This window comes from Bifidobacterium sp. LH_512 (assembly GCF_056356435.1).
The window spans coordinates 430,170-450,565 of the sequence record NZ_JBKEUE010000001.1; the positions used below are offsets into that span (position 1 = coordinate 430,170).

20 protein-coding genes and 1 tRNA gene are annotated in these 20,396 nt (G+C 56.5%); 11 read left to right on the forward strand and 10 right to left on the reverse strand.

The genetic code is table 11. The annotated features are described in order from the left end of the window. Nucleotides 1–96: 96 nt before the first annotated feature. From AC1AWD_RS01860 to AC1AWD_RS01880, 5 genes are all read right to left on the reverse strand, one after another. Nucleotides 97–270 carry a hypothetical protein gene (locus AC1AWD_RS01860; RefSeq protein WP_476563354.1) on the reverse strand — a complete coding sequence of 58 codons (174 nt, stop codon included), beginning with the start codon at nt 268–270 and terminating at the stop codon, nt 97–99. Continuing rightward, nucleotides 221–382, reverse strand: a complete 162-nt coding sequence (locus AC1AWD_RS01865) for a hypothetical protein (RefSeq protein WP_476563355.1) — start codon at nt 380–382, stop codon at nt 221–223. Before AC1AWD_RS01865 ends, AC1AWD_RS01860 begins: the two co-directional genes overlap by 50 nt. After that, nucleotides 343–1,104 carry a type 2 periplasmic-binding domain-containing protein gene (locus AC1AWD_RS01870; protein WP_476563356.1) on the reverse strand — a complete coding sequence of 254 codons (762 nt, stop codon included), beginning with the start codon at nt 1,102–1,104 and terminating at the stop codon, nt 343–345. The genes AC1AWD_RS01865 and AC1AWD_RS01870 overlap by 40 nt, the downstream gene beginning before the upstream one ends. A gap of 84 nt (nt 1,105–1,188) precedes the next feature. Further along, nucleotides 1,189–2,169 (reverse strand): ABC transporter permease subunit, encoded by a 981-nt coding sequence (locus AC1AWD_RS01875; RefSeq protein WP_476563357.1) that lies wholly within the window; start codon nt 2,167–2,169, stop codon nt 1,189–1,191. Between the two features lies 1 nt (nt 2,170). Beyond that, nucleotides 2,171–2,941, reverse strand: coding sequence for an ABC transporter ATP-binding protein (locus tag AC1AWD_RS01880; protein WP_476563358.1), 771 nt, complete (start codon nt 2,939–2,941; stop codon nt 2,171–2,173). Nucleotides 2,942–3,230: 289 nt separating this feature from the next. On the opposite strand from AC1AWD_RS01880, the gene AC1AWD_RS01885 reads away from it, so the two are divergent. Beyond that, nucleotides 3,231–4,433: an ATP-binding protein gene (locus AC1AWD_RS01885; RefSeq protein ID WP_476563359.1), complete on the forward strand. Its 1,203-nt coding sequence runs from the start codon at nt 3,231–3,233 to the stop codon at nt 4,431–4,433. Between the two features lie 162 nt (nt 4,434–4,595). Continuing rightward, nucleotides 4,596–5,465 (forward strand): MurR/RpiR family transcriptional regulator, encoded by an 870-nt coding sequence (locus tag AC1AWD_RS01890; protein ID WP_476563360.1) that lies wholly within the window; start codon nt 4,596–4,598, stop codon nt 5,463–5,465. A 240-nt stretch (nt 5,466–5,705) separates the two neighbouring features. Here AC1AWD_RS01890 and AC1AWD_RS01895 read toward each other — a convergent pair. Both AC1AWD_RS01895 and AC1AWD_RS01900 read right to left on the reverse strand, forming a co-directional pair. Next, nucleotides 5,706–5,778 (reverse strand) — tRNA-Arg (locus tag AC1AWD_RS01895). Between the two features lie 253 nt (nt 5,779–6,031). Continuing rightward, nucleotides 6,032–6,175, reverse strand: a complete 144-nt coding sequence (locus AC1AWD_RS01900) for a hypothetical protein (protein WP_476563361.1) — start codon at nt 6,173–6,175, stop codon at nt 6,032–6,034. A gap of 71 nt (nt 6,176–6,246) precedes the next feature. Here AC1AWD_RS01900 and AC1AWD_RS01905 point away from each other — a divergent pair, with 71 nt between their 5' ends. After that, nucleotides 6,247–6,546 carry a hypothetical protein gene (locus AC1AWD_RS01905; protein WP_476563362.1) on the forward strand — a complete coding sequence of 100 codons (300 nt, stop codon included), beginning with the start codon at nt 6,247–6,249 and terminating at the stop codon, nt 6,544–6,546. Further along, the gene (locus AC1AWD_RS01910; RefSeq protein ID WP_476563363.1) at nt 6,543–7,349 is read left to right on the forward strand and encodes a hypothetical protein; all 807 of its coding nucleotides are present in this window, start codon (nt 6,543–6,545) and stop codon (nt 7,347–7,349) included. The genes AC1AWD_RS01905 and AC1AWD_RS01910 overlap by 4 nt, the downstream gene beginning before the upstream one ends. Before the next feature lie 108 nt (nt 7,350–7,457). Here AC1AWD_RS01910 and AC1AWD_RS01915 read toward each other — a convergent pair whose 3' ends face one another. Next, the gene (locus AC1AWD_RS01915; RefSeq protein ID WP_476563364.1) at nt 7,458–9,365 is read right to left on the reverse strand and encodes a 1-deoxy-D-xylulose-5-phosphate synthase; all 1,908 of its coding nucleotides are present in this window, start codon (nt 9,363–9,365) and stop codon (nt 7,458–7,460) included. A 197-nt stretch (nt 9,366–9,562) separates the two neighbouring features. On the opposite strand from AC1AWD_RS01915, the gene AC1AWD_RS01920 reads away from it, so the two are divergent. The 7 genes from AC1AWD_RS01920 to AC1AWD_RS01950 all read left to right on the forward strand — a co-directional run bounded on the left by AC1AWD_RS01920 (nt 9,563) and on the right by AC1AWD_RS01950 (nt 17,702). Further along, nucleotides 9,563–10,552: a zinc-binding dehydrogenase gene (locus AC1AWD_RS01920; protein ID WP_476563365.1), complete on the forward strand. Its 990-nt coding sequence runs from the start codon at nt 9,563–9,565 to the stop codon at nt 10,550–10,552. A gap of 85 nt (nt 10,553–10,637) precedes the next feature. Next, the gene (gene purE, locus AC1AWD_RS01925; protein ID WP_476563366.1) at nt 10,638–11,135 is read left to right on the forward strand and encodes a 5-(carboxyamino)imidazole ribonucleotide mutase; all 498 of its coding nucleotides are present in this window, start codon (nt 10,638–10,640) and stop codon (nt 11,133–11,135) included. Then, nucleotides 11,119–12,282, forward strand: coding sequence for a 5-(carboxyamino)imidazole ribonucleotide synthase (gene purK, locus AC1AWD_RS01930; RefSeq protein ID WP_476563367.1), 1,164 nt, complete (start codon nt 11,119–11,121; stop codon nt 12,280–12,282). The genes purE and purK overlap by 17 nt, the downstream gene beginning before the upstream one ends. Before the next feature lie 7 nt (nt 12,283–12,289). Further along, nucleotides 12,290–12,685, forward strand: a complete 396-nt coding sequence (locus AC1AWD_RS01935) for a Fur family transcriptional regulator (protein ID WP_476563368.1) — start codon at nt 12,290–12,292, stop codon at nt 12,683–12,685. A gap of 349 nt (nt 12,686–13,034) precedes the next feature. Then, the gene (locus AC1AWD_RS01940) at nt 13,035–15,119 is read left to right on the forward strand and encodes an LTA synthase family protein (RefSeq protein ID WP_476563369.1); all 2,085 of its coding nucleotides are present in this window, start codon (nt 13,035–13,037) and stop codon (nt 15,117–15,119) included. 325 nt (nt 15,120–15,444) lie between these two features. Beyond that, complete coding sequence (locus AC1AWD_RS01945) at nt 15,445–16,296, forward strand: SDR family oxidoreductase (protein ID WP_476563370.1); 852 nt, start codon at nt 15,445–15,447, stop codon at nt 16,294–16,296. Between the two features lie 11 nt (nt 16,297–16,307). Continuing rightward, nucleotides 16,308–17,702: an aldehyde dehydrogenase family protein gene (locus AC1AWD_RS01950; protein WP_476563371.1), complete on the forward strand. Its 1,395-nt coding sequence runs from the start codon at nt 16,308–16,310 to the stop codon at nt 17,700–17,702. Between the two features lie 297 nt (nt 17,703–17,999). On the opposite strand, the gene purD is transcribed toward AC1AWD_RS01950, so the two are convergent. Next, on the reverse strand, nt 18,000–19,271 hold the full coding sequence (gene purD, locus AC1AWD_RS01955) for a phosphoribosylamine--glycine ligase (protein WP_476563372.1): 1,272 nt from the start codon (nt 19,269–19,271) through the stop codon (nt 18,000–18,002). Nucleotides 19,272–19,302: 31 nt separating this feature from the next. After that, a complete protein-coding gene (gene purM / locus AC1AWD_RS01960) occupies nt 19,303–20,337 on the reverse strand; it encodes a phosphoribosylformylglycinamidine cyclo-ligase (RefSeq protein ID WP_476563373.1) in 1,035 nt (344 codons plus the stop codon). Between the last annotated feature and the right edge of the window lie 59 nt (nt 20,338–20,396).

The following is a 20,396-nucleotide window of genomic DNA, read 5'->3' on the forward strand; positions in this document are numbered from 1 at the left end:
TCAGTAGTTGAGATGATGATTGCGGGGAATGCGAGCTTGTCGGATGCATGACGCGGCCGGATCAGGCGTGCCCCATGCACCGCCTTACATGCTGGTTCAGGCTTCCGCGGCAGACTTGCATTCCTCGGAGAGCTTCTGGTGCTGTTCGAGCAGGTCCACAGTCAGCGGCTGGCCAAAAGTCTTCGGGTAGGCGGATTCGTTGGCGGCCGGCTCTTCGCCCTCATACAGCGGGTTCGGATAGGTCTTCTGCAGTTGCGCGGCCCTTGTCAATGATGGTCGCGGCCATCTTCTGCACATCGGACTTGGCCTTGTCGCCCTTGTCGATGACGGCCACGGATTCGGTCAGCGAAAAGTTGCCCCCGGTCGGATCGACGTATTCCATCGGCAGTCCCTCGTTCTTGTCGGCGACCGCCTGATGGCGCAGGCCGAAGCCGACCGCGGCCTCATCGGCGCGGAACCGGACTGTTCGATGTGCGGACCGGCGTTCTTGTAGATGTCGGTGAGGATCTCCTTGCCTTCATCGCCTTCGCCGTATGCGGCGATCACATCCTGGATCATCAGCCAGGCGATGGAGGAGCCCATGATGTCGGGGACCGCGATCCGATCCTTGTACTGGGAATCGGCGAGATCCTTGATGCTGGTCGGCGCATCCAGCCCGGCGGCCTCCAAGGCTTCGGTGTTGTAGAACAGGGCGCCTTCCTGGCTGGTGGTGTCGCGGTGGTAATCCGGCGTATCGTTCAGCGGCACGGATTGCACTTCGGTCAGGTCGGCGAACATGTTGTTCTTCTCCTGCGCGCTGTCGATGCAGTAGGACGACATCGTGATCATGTCGTCTTCGATGTTCGTCCCTTCGGCTATCGGCTTGCCGCCCAGTTCGGAAGTGCCGAAGCTCTGGATGACGTACTTGCTGCCGGCATAGCCGTTGTCGTCGAGCGCGTTCTTGAAGGCGGTCACCGCTTCGTCGTCGGCGTCGGTGTAGATGACGACCTGGTCGGCTCCGGCGGCGTCGGCCGAGCCGCAGCCTGCCATGCCGAAGGCGAGTGCGCCTGCGGCGGCAAGAGCGAAGGCGGTACGGGCGAATCGGGAGAGAATACGAGCTTTCATGAGGATTCCTTGCTTACTACGGTCGAATTGCTCGGTCGAAGTCGTTGGTTTCCGTTGATGTTTTTCTTTGTTGGTCTGTCGGTTTTATTTGTTGGCAGTCTGTGTGGCGGCCGCCTGTACCGCGACGGCCTGCACGGCGGCCGTTCCCGTGGCCTCACGTCCGGGCAGCGTCGCAGTCAGACGTGCCGTCAGGCTTTGGCGCTCGCGGCGGCGACGGGCGCGCTCCATCTGCTTGCTGGCCATACGATGCGTGCCGAGCGAAGTGACAAGCGCGATGATGCCTTTGGCCGCAAGATTGGTGGCGAGAATGAGCAGGGAGAGCGCGAACACGTCGTCGAACTTCGCTAGATGCTGCAGCGCCGAGATCTGCGTGGTCATTACCATGGTGCGTGCGTCGGTAAGGAATACGACCGCGGAGATGGTGACCATCGCGTTGACGAAGTAGTAGGCGAACACTTGCAGGATCGTCGGCCATGCGTTCGGCGTAATCACGCGGATCACGGTTTTGATCCACGTGTCGCCCATCAGTTTGCCGGTGATCTCCCACGACACGTTCATCTTGGACAACGAATCCTTCATCATCTGGTACGGCGTCGCGAAATAGTGCACGATATTGCACACGATGATGATGGCGAACGTGTTCTGCAGGCTCGTGCCGGTGAAGGCGAACAGGAACGCGGTGCCAAGCACCATGCCGGGCAGCGTGTATATCACATAGCCGATCAACAGGCCGTTGAAACCGTAGATGTCGATCAGCACATGGCCGCCGAACAGTTTCGTGATCAGGCCCTGCTTGCTCAGCGAATAGATAATGGCGAAACCGTAGGTGATGGTAGGCAGCAGCATGGGCAGCTGCGTGAGTAGTGTAATCGCCTTTTTCGCGCTATGTGGAAGATTTGTGCAATTCGCCGTATATGACAGCCAGAATGCGAAAATTACGGAAGGCACGGCCGCTGCGGCGGAGACTTTGACGCTGTTGATGCGGCTTCGGACGGCGTTCATGATTGATGATTCCGGAGCGATATTCGGCAGCAGCTTGCCTGCTTGGACGGATTCGAACGGCATGTCAGGCCTCCTGCATGGAATGCGCGTCGTCGTTGTTGAACAGGGAGCAGATGTTGCCGTGTTTGACTTCAAGCTGGTTGAGGATGAAGGTGCGTACAAATTCATCAGCCGGATGTTCGATGATGTTGTCAGGCGTGTCGTATTGTGCGATGCGTCCCTTGTTGGGAATCAGCACGCGGTCGCTCATCGTGCAGACCTCTTCGGGATCGTGCGTCACCATCACGGTGGTCAGATGATATTGTTCGACGATCTGCTTGATTTTCGCTTTGTTGGATTCCTTGATGACGCCGTCAAGCGCGGAAAGCGGTTCATCGAGCAGCAGCAGACACGGCTTCATCACCAGAGTGCGAGCGAGGGCTACGCGCTGCTTCTGGCCGCAGGAAAGCTGGTCGAGCGACTTGTCGAAATGCTGTTCCAAGTCGAGCAACGCAATCATGTCTTTGATTTCCTCCGGCGAGGAGACGCCGGGGTGATTGCGCAGGCCGTACGTGATGTTTTCATATGCGGAAAGATTCGGAAACAGCGCATAATCCTGGAAGACGATGTTGAAACCGCGTTTTTCCACCGCCGCATGCGTCAAATCGTCGCCGTCGAACATGATCTGGCCGCTGGCGGCATCGGTAATGCCGAGAATGATGTTAAGCAGTGTGGTTTTGCCGCCGCCGGATGGGCCGAGAATCGACATGATTTTGCCTTTATCTAGCGTCAGACTGATGTCGTCGAGCACGCGGGTGCCGCCGAAGGATTTGCTGATGTTCTTCAGTTCAAGCATGTTCTTGTCTTTCGGGCCGTCTCTTGTGGCCCGTTTCCCCATCGGCGCTTTGTCACTTTCCAGGCGGGTGCAAGTGGTTTGCGGTTTTTGTTTTCTGTTACGCTCGGTATCGCGCCTTGTGCTTCCATCTTCACGTCGGATACGGGGTTTGAGACCTGTTCTGATATAAAGCTCGCTAAAAGAATGGTGAATTCTGAGTAAAACTACATAGGATTGGCGTAGTTTTGTAGTTTGTGTGCCGCTTCAAACACGCGGCTCATAGATACTGCGGAAAAGTTACTATCGAGATATGGGAAACGAGCAAGGCACCATAAAGCAGACAGGATTCGTCGACAGGCTGTCCAATGCCGAATCGGATGGCGCCATCGCATGCGTGCGGTGCCAGAACATGCCATTCGAGCAGCGTTTCAGCGACACACAGGAACTGACCTTCGAAGCTGCCATTGCGGCGTGCGCCGCTGCAGGCGTGGAATGGTCCGAGCAAAAACTGCGCGATATGCACGTGACCAGTGGTGAACGGGACATGTATACGAATCTGGCGTTGCTTGTTTCCGACCAGTGCCCGTTTTCCGTGAAATGCGCCGCATTCGATTCCGAGATCAAAACGCATATCGTGGAACGCAGCGAATTCCGCGGCTCTGTATTGTCGCAGTTGGACGGGACAATGCAATTCCTCAATGCGCATTGCCCGCAGGATGATTGGCCTCATGACGCGCTGCAGGAGGCGTTGGTCAATGCGGTGTTGCATCGTGACTACAACTTTTCCGGCCCGACATTGGTCAATGTGTTCGCCGACCGTGTGGAAATCATTTCCTTGGGCGGTCTGGTGGCTGGCTTGGAACTCAACGATCTGCTCAACGGCATTTCGCAGCCGCGTAATCCGTTGCTTGCCGAACTATTTTGCGCATTGGATTGGAGCGATAACTACGGCACCGGCATTCAGCGGATCACGGATGCGTATGATGCCGTTTCGGTCAGTCCGAAGCTGCGTGTCGGCCCGTCCTCCATGGCAATGGTGTTGCCGCGGATGATTCACCATACGATTGACGATGACGATGATGATTTCACCAGATATCGCAAAAACATGATGAATAATTCGAATGATGATGGCGGCGGCGAAGACAGACGCAAGGCGATTCGCTACATGTTTCCGCAGATTCGTTCGTTTGATTCGTTTGATGCGCCGATGCTGTTGGCTGAAGCCCGCGTGCTATCGTGTGCCCCGTTGCACAGCGTTTCCCTGAATCGTACGGAGATCGATGCTTCACTGACGACGCAGCAGATCCGTAAATTGATTGGCGTCAATATTGAGCAGCTTGAACAGGCCACGCTGCGTCTACTGACGCGTGATGGCGTCGCATTGACACGAGAGCATGTGATGAACACAGTCGGACTGAATCGTCAGCAGGCTACGGAACTGCTGAATATTTTGGAATGCGACGGCAAAATCACATTGCGTGAGGATGCATCGTATAAAGTGATTTCCGTGTGAGATTTTCGTCGCGCATGTATGTCGCTTGCATGAACTTCGCGTGATTACGGCATAACATTTCACCTCCCGTTCATTTTGCCGACAGATGCAATGAGCCGGCCGTATTCATAGGCCGCCTATTCTTGGTGGCGCACAATATGAACGGCAAGTGCTGGAGGATTTATGCAGTCGTCACTTGGCATTCGCGCTCGCATTGATCACGTGTATCCGATGCTGCGTCCGGCCGAGCAGGCGGTGGCGCGTTTCATCCGCGACAACATCGACAGTGCTGCGACGTTGACGGTCGGACAGCTTGCCGCAGCGACGCAGGTCAGTGAGCCCACCGTTATCCGTTTTGCGCGGAAACTGGGATTCTCCGGCTACCGCGAACTACGTTTTGTGCTGAAGCATCCGCAGGACGAACATAAGGTAACCTTCGAACCTTTGGAAGGATTCGATTTGAATCCTTGGGATAACGCGGATGATATTCCGGCGAAGGCGATTCATGGCGCGAAATCGTTATTGGACGAATTGCAGCATGTGCTGGATTCGAAAATCGTTCGCCGTGCGGTTTCCTTGCTGGCTACGGCGCCGTTGATCGATGTGTATGGCGTGGAGAATTCGTTGTCGCCAGCTCTTGATCTGTACATGAAGCTCAGCTATCTGGGATTGAATTGCCGGCTGAATGCTGATGCGTATATGCAGCAGATTGGCGCAGCGCATCTGTCGTCGAATGATGTCGCCATCGCATTTTCATATTCTGGTAATTCCGCCGATACCGTCAAAGCATTGCGGTTGGCGAAATCGGCGGGCGCGCATACCATCGGCATCACCAACACGTCGAATGCGGCGCTTGCCAATTGGTCTGACGTGTGCCTGGTGACGGGACGCAGCGAACATATGATTTATGGCAATGCGATTTTCTCCAGAGTCGCCCACACTGCCGTCGTCGATATTCTGTACATGAGCGTGATTTTAAGTGATTACGGCCGTTTCTCCACACAGCTCGACAGGTCGGGCCGTGTTATCCAGGACTGTGAATTCGAAGAATAAACGATGTCCGATGCATCGCGCAGGCAATCCTGCATCATATCTTCCGTTTTGCGCCCTATTGCGGTGTTTTCATTCATGTCCGTATATGCGAAAGGACGCAACCGGACCGTTTTGCAGGTGTTTGGACATACGGTCATCGTTTGCCCCATGTGAAAAGGACACAACGCTGGCTTGCGACATATGAAAACGAGCCCGCCCGCATCAGGATAACCTGTATATGGGCGGACGGTTTTATCAAAGCGCCCCCGACTGGACTCGAACCAGCAACCTGCGGATTAGAAGGCCGATGCTCTATCCTTTGAGCTACGAGGGCAGAACAAAGAGCTATCATACAGCATGTCGTCCACTTGCGTGACGGTAGGGCGATTCGTCGGGCGGTTGCGTGCATGGCCGTGCCATGTGGCGTGACTGCATTGCGTGGCCTGTATCGTGTGGTTGCACCGTATGATTTAGTGCGTGACGGCACGTCAGCATTCCGTAAATGGCAGCGTATTCGGCGTTAGCCTGTAGGCATGGGCAAACACGCAGTCGTGAATAAGGCCAACAAGAAAGCGATGGAAGTGGAGTCACGTGTTGCGGCGCCGTCCGGCGGTGACGATGCCATCGCCATCAAACATCTGACCAAGGATTACGGTCGGGGCCGCGGCATATTCGACATTAATCTCACGGTTGCCGGAAGTGGAACGTTCTTGCAATCGCGTGGCGTTCATTCGTGCCGGCCATGTCGGACGCGTGGCGTCGATGTCTGAAATGCAGGCGTCGCGGCGACGCGAATAACACGGTGACGTTCGTCGATGTCGAAGAATGCGAACGATACTGCAACGAGCATGCCGTGCGGCGCGATTCGCAGCATATGGCGCAAACAGAATTCGCCCGGCAAGCCGCCTCCTTGACCATACCTGTCGCCGGCACGGTGGACTCGTTCGTCAAAGACCTTGCTCGTTACCGCATCGTCGATATCGTGTCGTGTGAGCAGACGCTTGAAGACGTATTCATGCATATCTATAGCGAAGATGACGGTGAGGATGATCTCATTGCCGGCAGCAAAGACAACGCTGTCGCAGGAGAGGGGGCACGATGATTGGAACGTTGTTCGCCAAGGAATTCAAAAGCTGTCTTCCATTGGTCACCGTTTTCGCTGCGATCCTGACGGTATACATCGTCGCGGTAACCGCCATGTATGACCCGGATATGAACGCGACATTGGATCAGATGATGCAGGCGATGCCGGATTTGTTCGCCGCGCTCGGCATGAGCCATGCCGCAACAACATTGCTGGGATTCCAATTGGACTATCTATACGGTTTTCTGCTGACGTTGCTGACGTTGCTGCCGTTGGCGCTGATATTGCTGCTGGTACAACGTTTGGTGGCACGCCCGATTGAGCGTGGCGCCATGGCGTTTTTACTGGCTTCCCCGCATGGTCGTATACCGATAGCAGGCACGATGACGTCAGTGCTTGTCGTATCTCTGGCCGTGCTGATGGCGTACGTCACCGTATTGGAATTGGCCACGACGATGGTGATGTTTCCTGATGATCTTGATATTGCTGGATTGCTGATGGTGGACGTCGGCCTATGCGCATTATGGCTGCTGCTTGCCGCGATATGTCTGCTATCGGCATGCCTGTTCGCCGGTACCGCTGCGGCATCGTGGGCCGGTGGTGGCCTGTGCCTGTTGGAATTCGTCATACAGATGGTGTCACAGTTGGGCGATGATATGAAAAACGCGCGATTTTTGACATTGTTTACGATGTTCGACGGATACGGCCTGTCGGATGGCGACGCGCAGGCGGGTGGGCTTGCGGTGTTGATGGCAATTGTGGCCGCCGCATCGGCAGGCGTGTCGTTGGTGGTGTTTTCGCATCGCGATTTGGTGCTGTGACGTGTGATTCACGTTTTCTCGATTACGTTTTGTGATTTCACAAACGAGGTCACAAAACGTAATCGCGCGTGAATGGCGTCATCGGCAATCGCGGTCAATGTCCATCAGTCAGCTGCGCAATGCCTCACGAATGCGCGCTGCAATCTGCGCCGGCGTCAGACCGTAGCGTTCACATAATTCAGCCGCTGGAACGCGGTCGGTGAATTCCTTGTCGGCACCGAAACACAGCGTCCTCATGTGATGGCCTGATGAGGCTTCATCATGATTGCCGTAATATACTGCGATTTTCGCGCCCCAGCCTCCTTCAAGCTGTCCGTCTTCCAACGTGACGACCAGCCGATGGTCGGCATACAACGCTTCCAACGTCGGCTTGTCCAACGTCGAAAATTGATGCGGATCAACAATCGTCGCGTGAATCGGCGCTGTCGAAGCATCCTCCGACATGTCAGCCAGCATATCGGCGGTCTCATACGCCAACGGCAGCATGTTGCCAAGGCCGAAAATCGCGACATCCGCGCCGCGGCGCACAACGTCGTAACGCTGCCAGGGGCAAACGTCGACACCCGCAGGCGGCATAGTCAACGAATCATCATATTCACCATTCGCAGCATTCGCAGCGTCCTGCGCGCCAGCCGCGCGTTCACAGGCGAGAATGCGCTCGCCCGGTACCTGAATGACGACGGGGGAACGATTCGCCTCGCTTGTCGACCAGTTCAGCATGTTCAAAAACATGCGTCCGCTGGTCGGCGCCAAGCAGGTAAGCCCAGGAATGTTGGAAAACATCGGAATATCGAACGCGCCCGAATGTGTATTGTCGGCGGCGGAAATGCCGGAACCGAACGAGAGCAACGTCACCGGATTCGCATTCAGCGACAATTCCTGCTGCAGCTGGTCGAAAGTGCGTTGGAAGAACGTCGACGATGTGGCGACGACTGGGCGGCCTCCGGCTTTGGCGATGCCGGAAGCGAACGCGACGGCATGTTCTTCGGCGATGCCGACATCAACATAATGCGCGCCCACACGCTGGCGAAATTCCGGTGTAATGCCATTCGATCCGGGAGTCGCAGGGGAGATGACCACCAATTCCGGATTGCTATCAAATCGGGATTCCAATTCCTGCATGGCAAGCTGACCGTAATGTTTGCGCGCCCCCAGCGGACGATGCTGTACGGCATCGGCGTCGATCCAATGATTTCCCTCGCAGTGTCCCTCTTCGGCGGCATCGGCAGGCCCCAATCCCAAACCCTTAGTGGTATGAATATGGACGACGATTGGATGATCGATATTATTCACCGCTTCAAAGGCGGTGATCAATTCGTTGACGTCATTGCCATGCTCAACATAGCGATAATCCAAGCCGAAAGCTTCAAACAAATTAGGTTGCGCGGTTCCGTTTGATTCGCGCAATTTGGCGAGCGATCCATACATGCCGCCGGAATCCTCGGCAATCGACATTTCATTGTCGTTGACGATGATGATGAGATTGCCGCCCTGCTGTGCGGCATTATTCAAACCTTCAAACGCGACTGCTGAACTGAGCGCGCCATCGCCGATCAAGGCGATCACGTTGCCGATGGTGTTGCGGCCGGTGCTGTCGACGTTGCCGTTGCACTGCAAATCGCGCGCCTTGGCAAGGCCGCAGGCCAGCGAAATGGATGTTCCGGTGTGGCCCAGCACGAATTGATCGTGTTCGCTTTCTTCAGGGTTGGTGAAGCCGGTCACGGAATCGTACAGCGCGGGATTGAAATAGGCGCCGGCGCGACCGGTCAGCATCTTGTGCACGTAGCTTTGATGTGACACATCGAATACGATGCGGTCGAGAGGGGAGTTGAACACGCGATGCAAGGCGACGGTCGCTTCCACCAATCCCAAATTCGAACCGATATGGCCGCCATGCGTATGACTGTAGGAGATGAGTATTTCGCGAATCTCCGCGCACAGCGGTTCAAGCTGTTCCTTGGGCAGAGCGTGCACATCCGCCGGTCCTGTGATGGTGTGCAGAATGCCGGCGGTCATACCTGTGCCTCCCTGGGGAATCGATGATAATATTTCAAAAACGACATATTAGACTACAGCGCGCCAATCAACCTCTCGACTGCATAATATGCTCCCAACATCCCCATATCTGTGTGTTTGGAAGGCACAATGGTGAGAAGCGTAAATAAGCGTTGGCGCAACGCGGGAAGTGCGCAACATGTAAGAAAGGAACGCCAATGAAGGCCGTATATGCCGCGGGAATCAATTACGACGATCCGCTGTCCGTATTGGAAATCGGCGACGCCGCCAAACCGACACCTCAGCCGATGTGGTCGGTTGTAGATGTCAAAGCTGTAACGGTTAATCATCATGATATTTGGAGCCTGCAAGGCGTGGGCCTTTCCGCAGAACAAACGCCGATGATTCTTGGCACCGATGCCGCAGGCATCCTCACCGAAGACATTCCAGGTCGCAAAGACGTACACGCCGGCGACGAAGTCGTGCCGTACACCTTCATCGGCACCGACGGCCATGGTGTCATGCCTGCCGAACGCCGCAGCATCCTCTCCGAACGTTACGCCGGAACCATGGCCGAACAGATGGCTGTGCCATCGGCCAATATTTTCCGTAAACCTGTCAATCTGAGCATGCAAGAGGCCGCTGCACTGGGTACAAGCTGGCTGACCGCATACTCCATGCTGTTCACCTCAGCCAATGTCAAACCCGGCGACACCGTGCTCATTCAAGGCGCGGGCGGCGGTGTCGCCACAGCGGCAATACAGCTCGCCCACGCGGCCGGTCTGGAAGTATTCGTCACTTCGCGCAGTGAAGCCAAGCGCGAAAAAGCCCAAGCTCTCGGCGCGGACGCGGCCTTCGAAAACGGCGCGCGTCTGCCTCACAAAGTCGATGCCGTCATCGAATCGGTCGGTGCCGCCACATGGAATCATTCCGTCAAATCAGTACGTCCAGGCGGCACCATCGTCACCTGCGGCGCCACCAGCGGCGATCAGCCAGGCGCCGAATTGACGCGCATTTTCTTCCAGGATATTCGCGTGCAAGGCAACACCATGGGCAGCCGCGACGATTTCGACAGACTACTGCGATTCGTTGAGCATGCCGATCTGCATCCCATCATCGACATCACATACGGTATTGATGATGCGCGCGCCGCATTCGGAAAAGTGATGAACGGCGACGTGTTCGGAAAAGTCGTAATCACTTTGTGACTGCTCCGTCGCCTGAGCGCCTCGTCAGCGGACAACGCCTAGGCGTACAGTAAAAGCATTCTCAATAAGGTGGAGGTTATTGAATATGACAGACAGCAAGCCCGAAGTCGCCGTAATCATGGGGTCGGCCAGCGATTGGGAGACCATGAAGCACGCCTGCGAAATGCTTGACCGCTTCGATGTACCGTACATCAAGCAGGTGATCTCCGCGCACCGCACCCCAGAACTCATGGGCGAATTCGCGCATGAAGCCCGCGCCAACGGCCTGAAGGTCATCATCGCCGGCGCAGGCGGAGCCGCTCACCTGCCGGGCATGGTCGCCGCCCAGACCACGCTGCCGGTTATCGGCGTGCCGGTGCGCTCTCATGCATTGTCCGGCTGGGATTCGCTGCTGTCCATCGTGCAGATGCCGGGCGGCATTCCGGTGGCCACCACCGCCGTCGGAAATTCCGGCGCCACGAATGCGGGCCTTCTGGCCGTCAGCATTCTGAGCACCACCGATGCCCGCCTCGCCGAAGAACTGCAGGAGTACCGCGATGAACTGAAGGAAAAGGTGGCTGAATCCAATGCCCAGCTTGTCTGAGGAAACCAAAGGCGCCGTGAAGCGTCTGATGCCCGGCTCCACCATCGGCATCGTCGGTGGCGGCCAGCTTGGCCGCATGATGGCGTTGAGCGCGAAATACATGGGATTCCGTGTCGGTGTGCTCGATCCGACGCCGGATTGCCCGACCGCGCAGGTCGGCGACTTCCAGATCGTCGCCGACTACGCCGATAAGAAGGCCATTCGCGAGCTTGCCGAACGCAGCGATGTGCTGACGTACGAATTTGAGAACGTGGACGCCGATGCGCTGGACGAAGTGCGCGGAGAAACCGCAGTGCCGCAGGGAACCGACCTGCTGCGCGTCACCCAGAATCGCATCGCCGAGAAAACGTTCATCAACGAGCACGGCATTGAAACCGCGCAGTGGCGTGCCGTGAACGGCCACGCCCAACTGCGTGAAGCACTGGACGAAATCGGTTATCCGGCGGTGCTGAAAACCTGCGAAGGCGGCTACGACGGCCACGGTCAGATCGTGCTTAAATCCGAGGATGATTTGGCCCGCGTATGGCCGGATGATGATTTTCCGCAGGCGATTTTGGAAGGCTTCGTCGATTTCGCGTTCGAAGCTTCGATTCTGGTTTCAGGCGACGGCGAAGAATACGTGACCTTCCCGATCGTACGCAATGTGCACAAGAACAACATCCTGCATCTGACGATCGCTCCGGCTGAAGTGCCTCAAGAAGTGGCCGACAAGGCGCATGAATTGGCCAAAACATTGGCCGCAGGCTTCAAGCTTGCCGGTACGCTGGCCATCGAACTGTTCGTCACCGCAGCCGGCGGCGTTCTGGTGAACGAGCTGGCTCCGCGCCCGCACAACTCCGGCCATTACACGATCGAGGCCTGCTCCATCGACCAGTTCGACGCGCATATTCGCGGCATCGCCGGATGGCCCATTCCGCAGCCGCAGCTGCTCAAGCCCGCCGTCATGGTCAACGTGCTCGGCCAGCATGTTGAGCCGACGCGTGCTCTGATCGGCGAACATCCCGAATGGAATATGCACGATTACGGTAAGCTTCAGGCGAAGCATAACCGCAAGATGGGCCACATCACCGTATTGACTGACGACACGGCCGCAACAGTGGCCGCAATCGAGGCCGCCGGCTGTTGGGATGACCTCAAGGAGGCCTGATCCAAGCATGGGCGAACGCATTGTGCGTCAAACCAAGCAGAAGGATGCGATTCGCGAGGCCCTGCGTGATTGTGATGAATTCATCTCCGCGCAGGACCTCCATCGCAGACTTGAAGATGCCGGCGTGCATATCGGCCTTGCCACGGTGTACCGTCAGCTGAACGCGCTGGCCGACTCCGGGCGGGCCGATATCGTCCGAATGGATGGCCAGCAGCTTTTCCGTCTGTGCGGTGACGACGGGCATCATCATCACATGGTGTGTACGGCATGCGGCAAAACCGTGGAAATCGACCCGCCCAGCGAGGCTTGGGTCAAGAAAATGGCGGAATCCTACGGTTTTACCGTCGAATCGCATACGGTGGAAATCTTCGGTCTCTGCCCGGATTGCCGGTCCCGTTTGTAGTCCGCCGCAGCGCGGGCGTTCTATGCGGTCATGCAATCCGAAAACCGTCTGCAGGACCACCGACCCTCTGACGTAAATATGGGTGTCTTTGTGACACGGCCTCCTGCCGCTGCAGCCGCCAACGGCTGAGATACGAGTGGAGCCCGGTGATTCTCAGGGGCGTTTCAGGGATAATTCCGGAACCTATCAGGGATTGTTCGGTATAACGTCGCATTAGGCTGAAAAATATGCGGCAATCGTAAAGCTTATGCTGGTTTCTGCTCTTTTTTGGAAAAACAGGTAAGAATATAACACGGTGTCTGCTCGGGCGGACAGCGTTGTAATGAATATGTAAGTGGTGGTGCGTGTAATGAATGATGCTTCGACGAATACGCCGAATCCGTCGGATACGCCGATTGAAGAGCTGAACATCCCATTGGCCGACAGGTCGGCCAAGACGGCGAACAAGGAACGTAAGGCGTTTCCTGGCTGGCTGTACGCGGTGCTGTTTTTCGTGTTCGATTTCTGCGCGGCGGCGATTCTGCAGTGGGGCGTCACCTTGCAAAGCACGCGAGTCACATTGTCGAGCCCGCTCAACGGTTTCGGCGATCTTGTCGCGAAGATGTGGACGAACGGCAATTTCGTGCTGCTGCTCAATATGCTGCTGATCGGCATCGTCTACACGATATTGCTGATGCTGTTCAATCGTTTTTGGATCGCAACGCCGATACTGCTGGCAATCGCCACAGTCATTTCACTGATCGAACATTTCAAAATCGAGATCCGATATGAGGCAATCCTGCCATCGGATTTGAATTTCCTGGGATCGAATACCGGCAACCTGATGAGCTTCCTGCCGACGGATGCGCAATGGATGATTCTTGGCGCCGCCGTGGCGTTCGCCGTGATGATTGCGATATTCGTATTCCTGAATCATATGGACGGACGTCGTGGCCGCTTGTTCTGCGGTGACAAACGTGTGAACGCCATCAGCCGGCTGCTGCTGATCATCGTGCCCGGAACGTTCCTCACACTGTACGCGATGCAGGTGTCGACGGTGGATTCCTGGGCGAACCGTTTTTCGCAGGCGGTGGGGGACGTCCCATCCATGTGGGATTCCGTCTACGACGCGCAGCGCAACGGCCCCATCGTCGCTTTCGTTCGTCAGCTGAATCCGAAAATCATGGATGACATCGACGACTACAGCGAGGAAACGATGAAGGAAGTCGCTGCTCGCTATGAGAAGGCCGCTGACGAGATCAATGAGACCCGTACCGTCGATATGACGGACAGCACGGTGATCTATGTGCTGTCCGAATCCTTTTCCGATCCCTCGCGTGTGCCAGGCCTGGAATTGAATAAGGACGCCATGCCGAATATCCGCAAGATCAAGGAAAATACGACATCCGGTCTGATGCTGTCATCCGGCTATGGCGGCGGCACCGCAAACCTGGAATATATGGGATTGACGGGCTTGAGCATGGCCAATTTCAACTCTTCGCTGACCAGCCCCTACCAGCAGCTGGTGCCCACGGAACATTGGACGCCGACCATCAACCAGATGTGGGGCGGCGCGCAGTACTCCATAGGCCTGCACCCGTACGAACCGTCCATGTATTCCCGCGCGACCAACTATAAGAAGTTCGGCTTCTCGCATTTCTACACGCTGGAAGGCGAGGACATCATCTCGCATCAGGACAAGATCGATGATTCGCCGTACGTTTCCGACGAAGCGACATATAAGAGCACGTTGGAACAGGTGGAAGCCACGGACGACAATCAGTTCCTGCAGGTCATCACCATGCAGAACCACATGCCGTACCATGGCTGGTACAAGAACAATGATTTCACGGTGACCTCCACCGATTCGGACGCGCCGCTGGGCGAGGACGAAACCGAATCCATCCGGACATTCGCCGAAGGCGCATACCTGACCGATCAGGCCACGCAGGAATTCCTGGATGCATTGGACGAGATCGACAAGCCGATCACGGTCGTATTCTATGGCGACCATCTGCCGGGCATCTATTCCACGGCGAGCGAAGACGACAATAATTCGCTGGCCCTGCATTTGACTGATTATTTCATCTGGTCGAATAAGGCATCCACGTCGGCCGGCAGCAAGATTGACAACAGCTCATATTCGTCGCCGAACTTCTTCGTGGCACAGGCCGCCGAGCATATGAATGCGAAGGTGTCGCCATATTTGGCATTCCTGACGAAGATGCATGAGAAAATCGCTGCGATGGAACCGCCTGTCGTCAACAATATTCAAGGCTGGGATCGCATTCCGGAAGGTCAGAACATCTATTTGGATTCCGACGGCAATCCGATCGTCGAAAGCGATTTCGATGCCGAGACGAAGCAGCTGGTGGAAGACTACAAGCTGATTCAATATGACATCACCACTGGTAAGGGGTATCTGAAAGATACTGATTTCATGGATTTGCCGTAAGACGTTCCAACGTCCGGGGCGGATGGCCGCTGTCTTTCAGTGAGCCAAATCGGTAGGTAAAATCCGTTTATCATCTCATTGAGTCGCTGTTAGTGGAATGATAAACGGATTTTACCTACCGATTTGGCTCACTGGCGGGCTGTCGGTCATCGGATCTCGTTATCTTCTGTTGGCCGTGCTTCTTATCGATTTAAATCCATCTGCCGGTTCGGCCTATTCAGCTGTAATCCTCATCAATTCCCGCCAATCCCGTCTCGGCATGAGCGGCGCAATAAAGAATTGGTGATTGTGCGGTACTCTGATTGCATATCGAAAGAAGGTGCAGATGAATACGAAGCAGTATTTTTCCGGCGCCAGCGTGGTGATTACCGGTGCGGGATCCGGCATTGGGCGTTTGATGGCGTTACGTATCGTCGAGATGGGCGGTCGCGTTGCGATTTGGGATATCAATACCGAGGCCGCACAGACGACGGCCGACATGGCCTGCGCCATTGCCGAAAACAATGGTCGCAGTGCGTCGCAGCCGGCCGCCGTCGCATTCACGGTCGACGTTACCGATAGCAAGCTGGTGTGCCAAGCCGCAGCGGACACCATTGCCGCGCTCGGCAAGGTGAATGTGCTGATCAACAATGCCGGCATCGTTTCTGGTGCGCCTTTCGAAGAACTGGCGGAACAGCAAATCCGCCGCACGTTCGAAGTGAACACGCTGAGCTTGTTCTGGACTACGAAAGCGTTCCTGTCTGAATTGAAACGTCATCGTCGTGCGGCCGTCGTCACCGTGGCATCCGCCGCCGGCATTGTGGCCGTGGCAAAGCAGACCGATTATGCGGCCAGTAAATTCGCTGCCGTTGGCTTCACGAATTCGCTGCGTAGTGAGTTGAAGAAGAGCAGCTCCAATATCAAGACCCTTACGGTGTGCCCGTATTACATCGATACTGGCATGTTCGAAGGCGTGACCACGAAGTTCCCGCTGCTGTTGCCGATTTTGAAGGAAGAGGAAGTGGCGAACAAGATTGTGGACGCCGTCGCCAAGGGCCATGAACGTCTGATCATGCCGCCGTTCGCCGCCGTTGCCGGACTGGTCGCCGCGTTGCCACCGAAGATCGCCGATCCGATTTACGGCTTGTTTGGTTTGAACGAAGGCATGGACGGTTTCACGGGCCGCAACGGGAAGTGATGTGCACAGCCATGACGTTTCCAGTTTTTGACAAGCTCCACAGCACGTATATGGATGGCCGCACGAAGCCGCTCAAGTGGCGTCGCGCGCAGTTGAACGCGCTGATTCGCATGCTGCGTGAAAACAAGGATGAGATCACCGCCGCCGTTGCAGCCGATTTCGACAAGCCTGCCGCTGAAACCGTGCTGATGGAAATCGACTTGGTGCTGGGGGAGGCCCGGTTTGTGCGCAATCGCATGGCGGTGTGGGCGTCGCGGCATCATAAGCCGATTCATTGGTTGCTGCAGCCTGCTCGCGGTTGGACTTTGGCTGAGCCGAAAGGCGTTGTGCTGATTATTTCGCCGTGGAATTATCCGGTTTTGCTGTCGTTCGAGCCGATGGCGGATGCGATTGCCGCTGGTAATGCGATTTGTTTGAAGCCTTCCGAATTGTCGCCGAATATCTCGCATCTGACGTCGCGTTTGGTGGCGAAATACTTGGATCCTGATGCATTCGCCGTCGTTGAGGGCGGCCCCGAGGAGACGACGGAATTGCTGAAGCAGCCGTTCGATCATATTTTCTACACTGGCGGCGGCCGCGTCGGTAGCATCGTGATGCGTACGGCGGCTGATAATTTGACGCCGGTGACATTGGAATTGGGCGGAAAATCGCCGTGTTTCGTTGATAATACTGTGAATTTGACGACTGCGGCCCGACGCATCGCGTGGGGTAAATTCACGAATGCCGGCCAGACGTGTGTGGCCCCCGACTATGTGCTGGCCACACCTGATGTGGCCCGGGCGTTGGCTGATCGCATTGCCGTTGCGATTCGCGAATTTTACGGCGAGAATCCGCAGAAATCTGATAGTTTTGCGCGCATTGTGAACAAGCGTCATTTCGATAGGATTTCGCGGCTGCTGCCGACGCCGGATGATTCGTCCGCCGGCAGCATCGTGTGCGGCGGTCAGACGGATAGGGCGGATCGGTATATTGCGCCGACCGTGCTGTTCGGCACGTCGCCGGATGCACCGGTGATGCAGGAGGAGATTTTCGGCCCGATTCTACCGATTTTGATAGTGGATGATGCCGATGCGGCCATTGATTTCATCAATACGCATAGTCGTCCATTGGCATTGTACGTATTCTCGCGCAATGTGAAAACACGCAGGCGCTTCGAACGTGATACGAATTCCGGCGCGATTGGCTTCCAAATTCCGCTGGGACACTTGATCTCCAGTCGTCTTCCGTTCGGCGGCTCGGGCTCATCCGGTTTGGGCGCCTACCACGGCAAATACGGTTTCCTCACATTCAGCCATGTCAAAACCGTATTGTGCAAGCCGCAATTCCCCGACACCCTGCAACTGGTATACCCGCCGTTCAACAAACTGCGCAATGCAATCATCAATATCGTGAATCTGCTCAGCTGATTGTGCGGCGGCTTCATATCGTCGTCGAAAGCTTCACCTTTTTAGCAAATGTGACCGTTACGGGTCTTAAAACCGGTCACATTTGCTGATGCGAACGTATTCCTTCAGTAAATGTGACTGTTTTGGACCTCCTTTTCGGTCACATTTGCTGATGGATTGCGTCCGATTCAGCATTTGTGACCGTTTGGGCCCCCTTTTTCAGTCACAGATGTTTTTGATGTTTGATAGGCGGCGTATAAAACACTTCGGGGGGCGAACGAAGTCGGATCCCCCCCGAAGTGTTAAGTAGCTGGCCGATTATTCGGCGGCCTTCAGCGCCTTGGAGCCGATGTCGTGACGGTAGAACATGCCGGTGGTGTCCAGCTTGTCGATAATCGCATACACCTTGTCCTGAGCGGCCTTGATGTCGGCTGCGGTGGTTTCGACCAAGAGCACGCGGCCGGAATTGGCCACCAGCTTGCCTTCGTCGTCCTTGGTGACACCCGCATAATACACGTGGGAATCCTCATCCACGTCGATCTGCGGAATCGTCGCGCCCTTGATGACATCGTTCGGGTAGCCGTCGGAGGCGAGCACAACGCCCAGCGTCGCATTCTCATCATCCCAAGCGAATTCCGGAGTGCCGCCGTTGAGAATCGCGTTGATGGCGGTGCCTAGATCGGAGGTGAGCTTCGGCAGCACGACTTCGGTCTCCGGGTCGCCGAAACGGGCGTTGAATTCGATGACCTTCGGGCCGTCGGCGGTGGCAATCAGTCCTGCGTACAGGATGCCGGTAAACGGCGTGCCTTCTTCGGCCATCGCTTCGACGGTCGGGCGTACGATGGTCTCGATGGCCATGTCGATGACATCATGGCCAATCTGCGGAACCGGGCTGTAGGCACCCATGCCGCCCGTGTTCGGGCCCTCATCATTGTCATACGCACGCTTGTGATCCTGTGAAATCGGCATCGGCCAGAAATCGGTGCCGTTCACGAAGCTCATCAGAGAGAATTCCTGACCTTCCAGGAAGTCCTCGACGACGACCTTCGCGCCCGCGGCGCCGAAACGGTGATCGACGAAAATGTCTTCCAAAGCAGCCAGGGCGGTCTCTTCGTCCATGGCGACGGTGACGCCCTTGCCGGCGGCCAGACCGTCGGCCTTGATGACGATCGGGGCGCCATGCTCACGCACATACGCGGACGAGGCTTCCAAATCGTCGAAGGTGCGGTATTGTGCGGTCGGAATATCGTGGCGAGCCATCAGTTGCTTGGCGAAATCCTTCGAGCCTTCGATCTGGGCGGCGGCCTTGGACGGGCCGAACGCCTTGATGCCGGCTGCGGCGAATGCGTCGACGATGCCTTCGATCAGCGGAACTTCCGGACCGACGAACACCCAGTCGTAGCCGTTGTTCTTCACAAAATCAATCAGGGCGGCATGATTGGAGGAGCTCAGCTGCGTGGTGCGGATACCGTCAAGCGCCATACCCGGATTGCCGGGAGCGACGGTGACTTCCTCAACGCTGCCGCCGCGCATCAGCGCATGAGCGATGGCGTGCTCGCGCGCGCCGGAACCGATGACCAGAACCTTCATATTCTCGTTCCTTTCCTAAGCCTGCGTCGGATCAGACCAGCTCGACATCGTCGCCGGTCTTCTTCACGATGTTGCCCAGCACATATGCCGGCTCGTCGTTCTCGGCCAGAATGCGCATGGCTTTGTCGGCTTTGTCGGCGCTGACCGCCAGCACCATGCCGATGCCCATGTTGAAGATGTTGAACATTTCCATATGATCGATGTCGCCGGCCCTTTCCAGCACGTTGAAGATCGGCAGCACCGGCCAGGAACCGAGATTGATGCGAGCGGCCAGGCCGTCCGGGATCATGCGCGGAATGTTTTCGATGAAGCCGCCGCCGGTGATGTGCGCGACGCCTTTGACCACGCCGGCCTTGAACAGCGGGGAGAGGGTCTTCACATAGATTTTGGTCGGGGTGAGCAGCACATCGCCGAGCTTGGCTCCGCCCAATTCCTCCAGCTCGGTGTCGACGGTGTAGCCGGCCTGCTCGAACAAGGCCTTACGCACCAGAGAGAAGCCGTTGGAATGTACGCCGGTGGAAGGCAGGCCGATCAGCACGTCGCCCTCCGTGATGCCCGAGCCGTCCACGATTGCGGATTTTTCGGCAACGCCAACGGCGAAGCCAGCCAGATCGTACTCGTCTTCGGCATACATGCCCGGCATTTCGGCGGTTTCGCCGCCGATCAGGCCGGCGTCGGACTGTACGCATCCGTCGGCCACGCCGGAAACGACCTGTTCCAGCAGGGCCGGATCGTTCTTGCCGCAGGCGATGTAATCGAGGAAGAACAGCGGCTGGGCGCCCTGGGCTGCGATGTCGTTGACGCACATGGCCACGCAGTCGATGCCGATCGTGTCGTGCTTGCCGACCATTTTGGCGACGACGAGCTTCGTGCCGACGCCGTCGGTGCCAGAGATCAGCACCGGTTCCTTGTATCCGAGGGAAGCCAGATCGAACAGGCCGCCGAATCCGCCGATTCCACCGACCACACCCGGACGGTTGGTGCGTGCCACATGGGACTTGATGCGCTTGACGACCTCGTAACCGGCTTCGACGCTTACGCCGGCGTTCTCATATGCCTGGGGCATGTTGGTCCTTTCTCTAAGAAATTCGTTGTGTTGTCTGACGACGATGCATTGGTTGGACT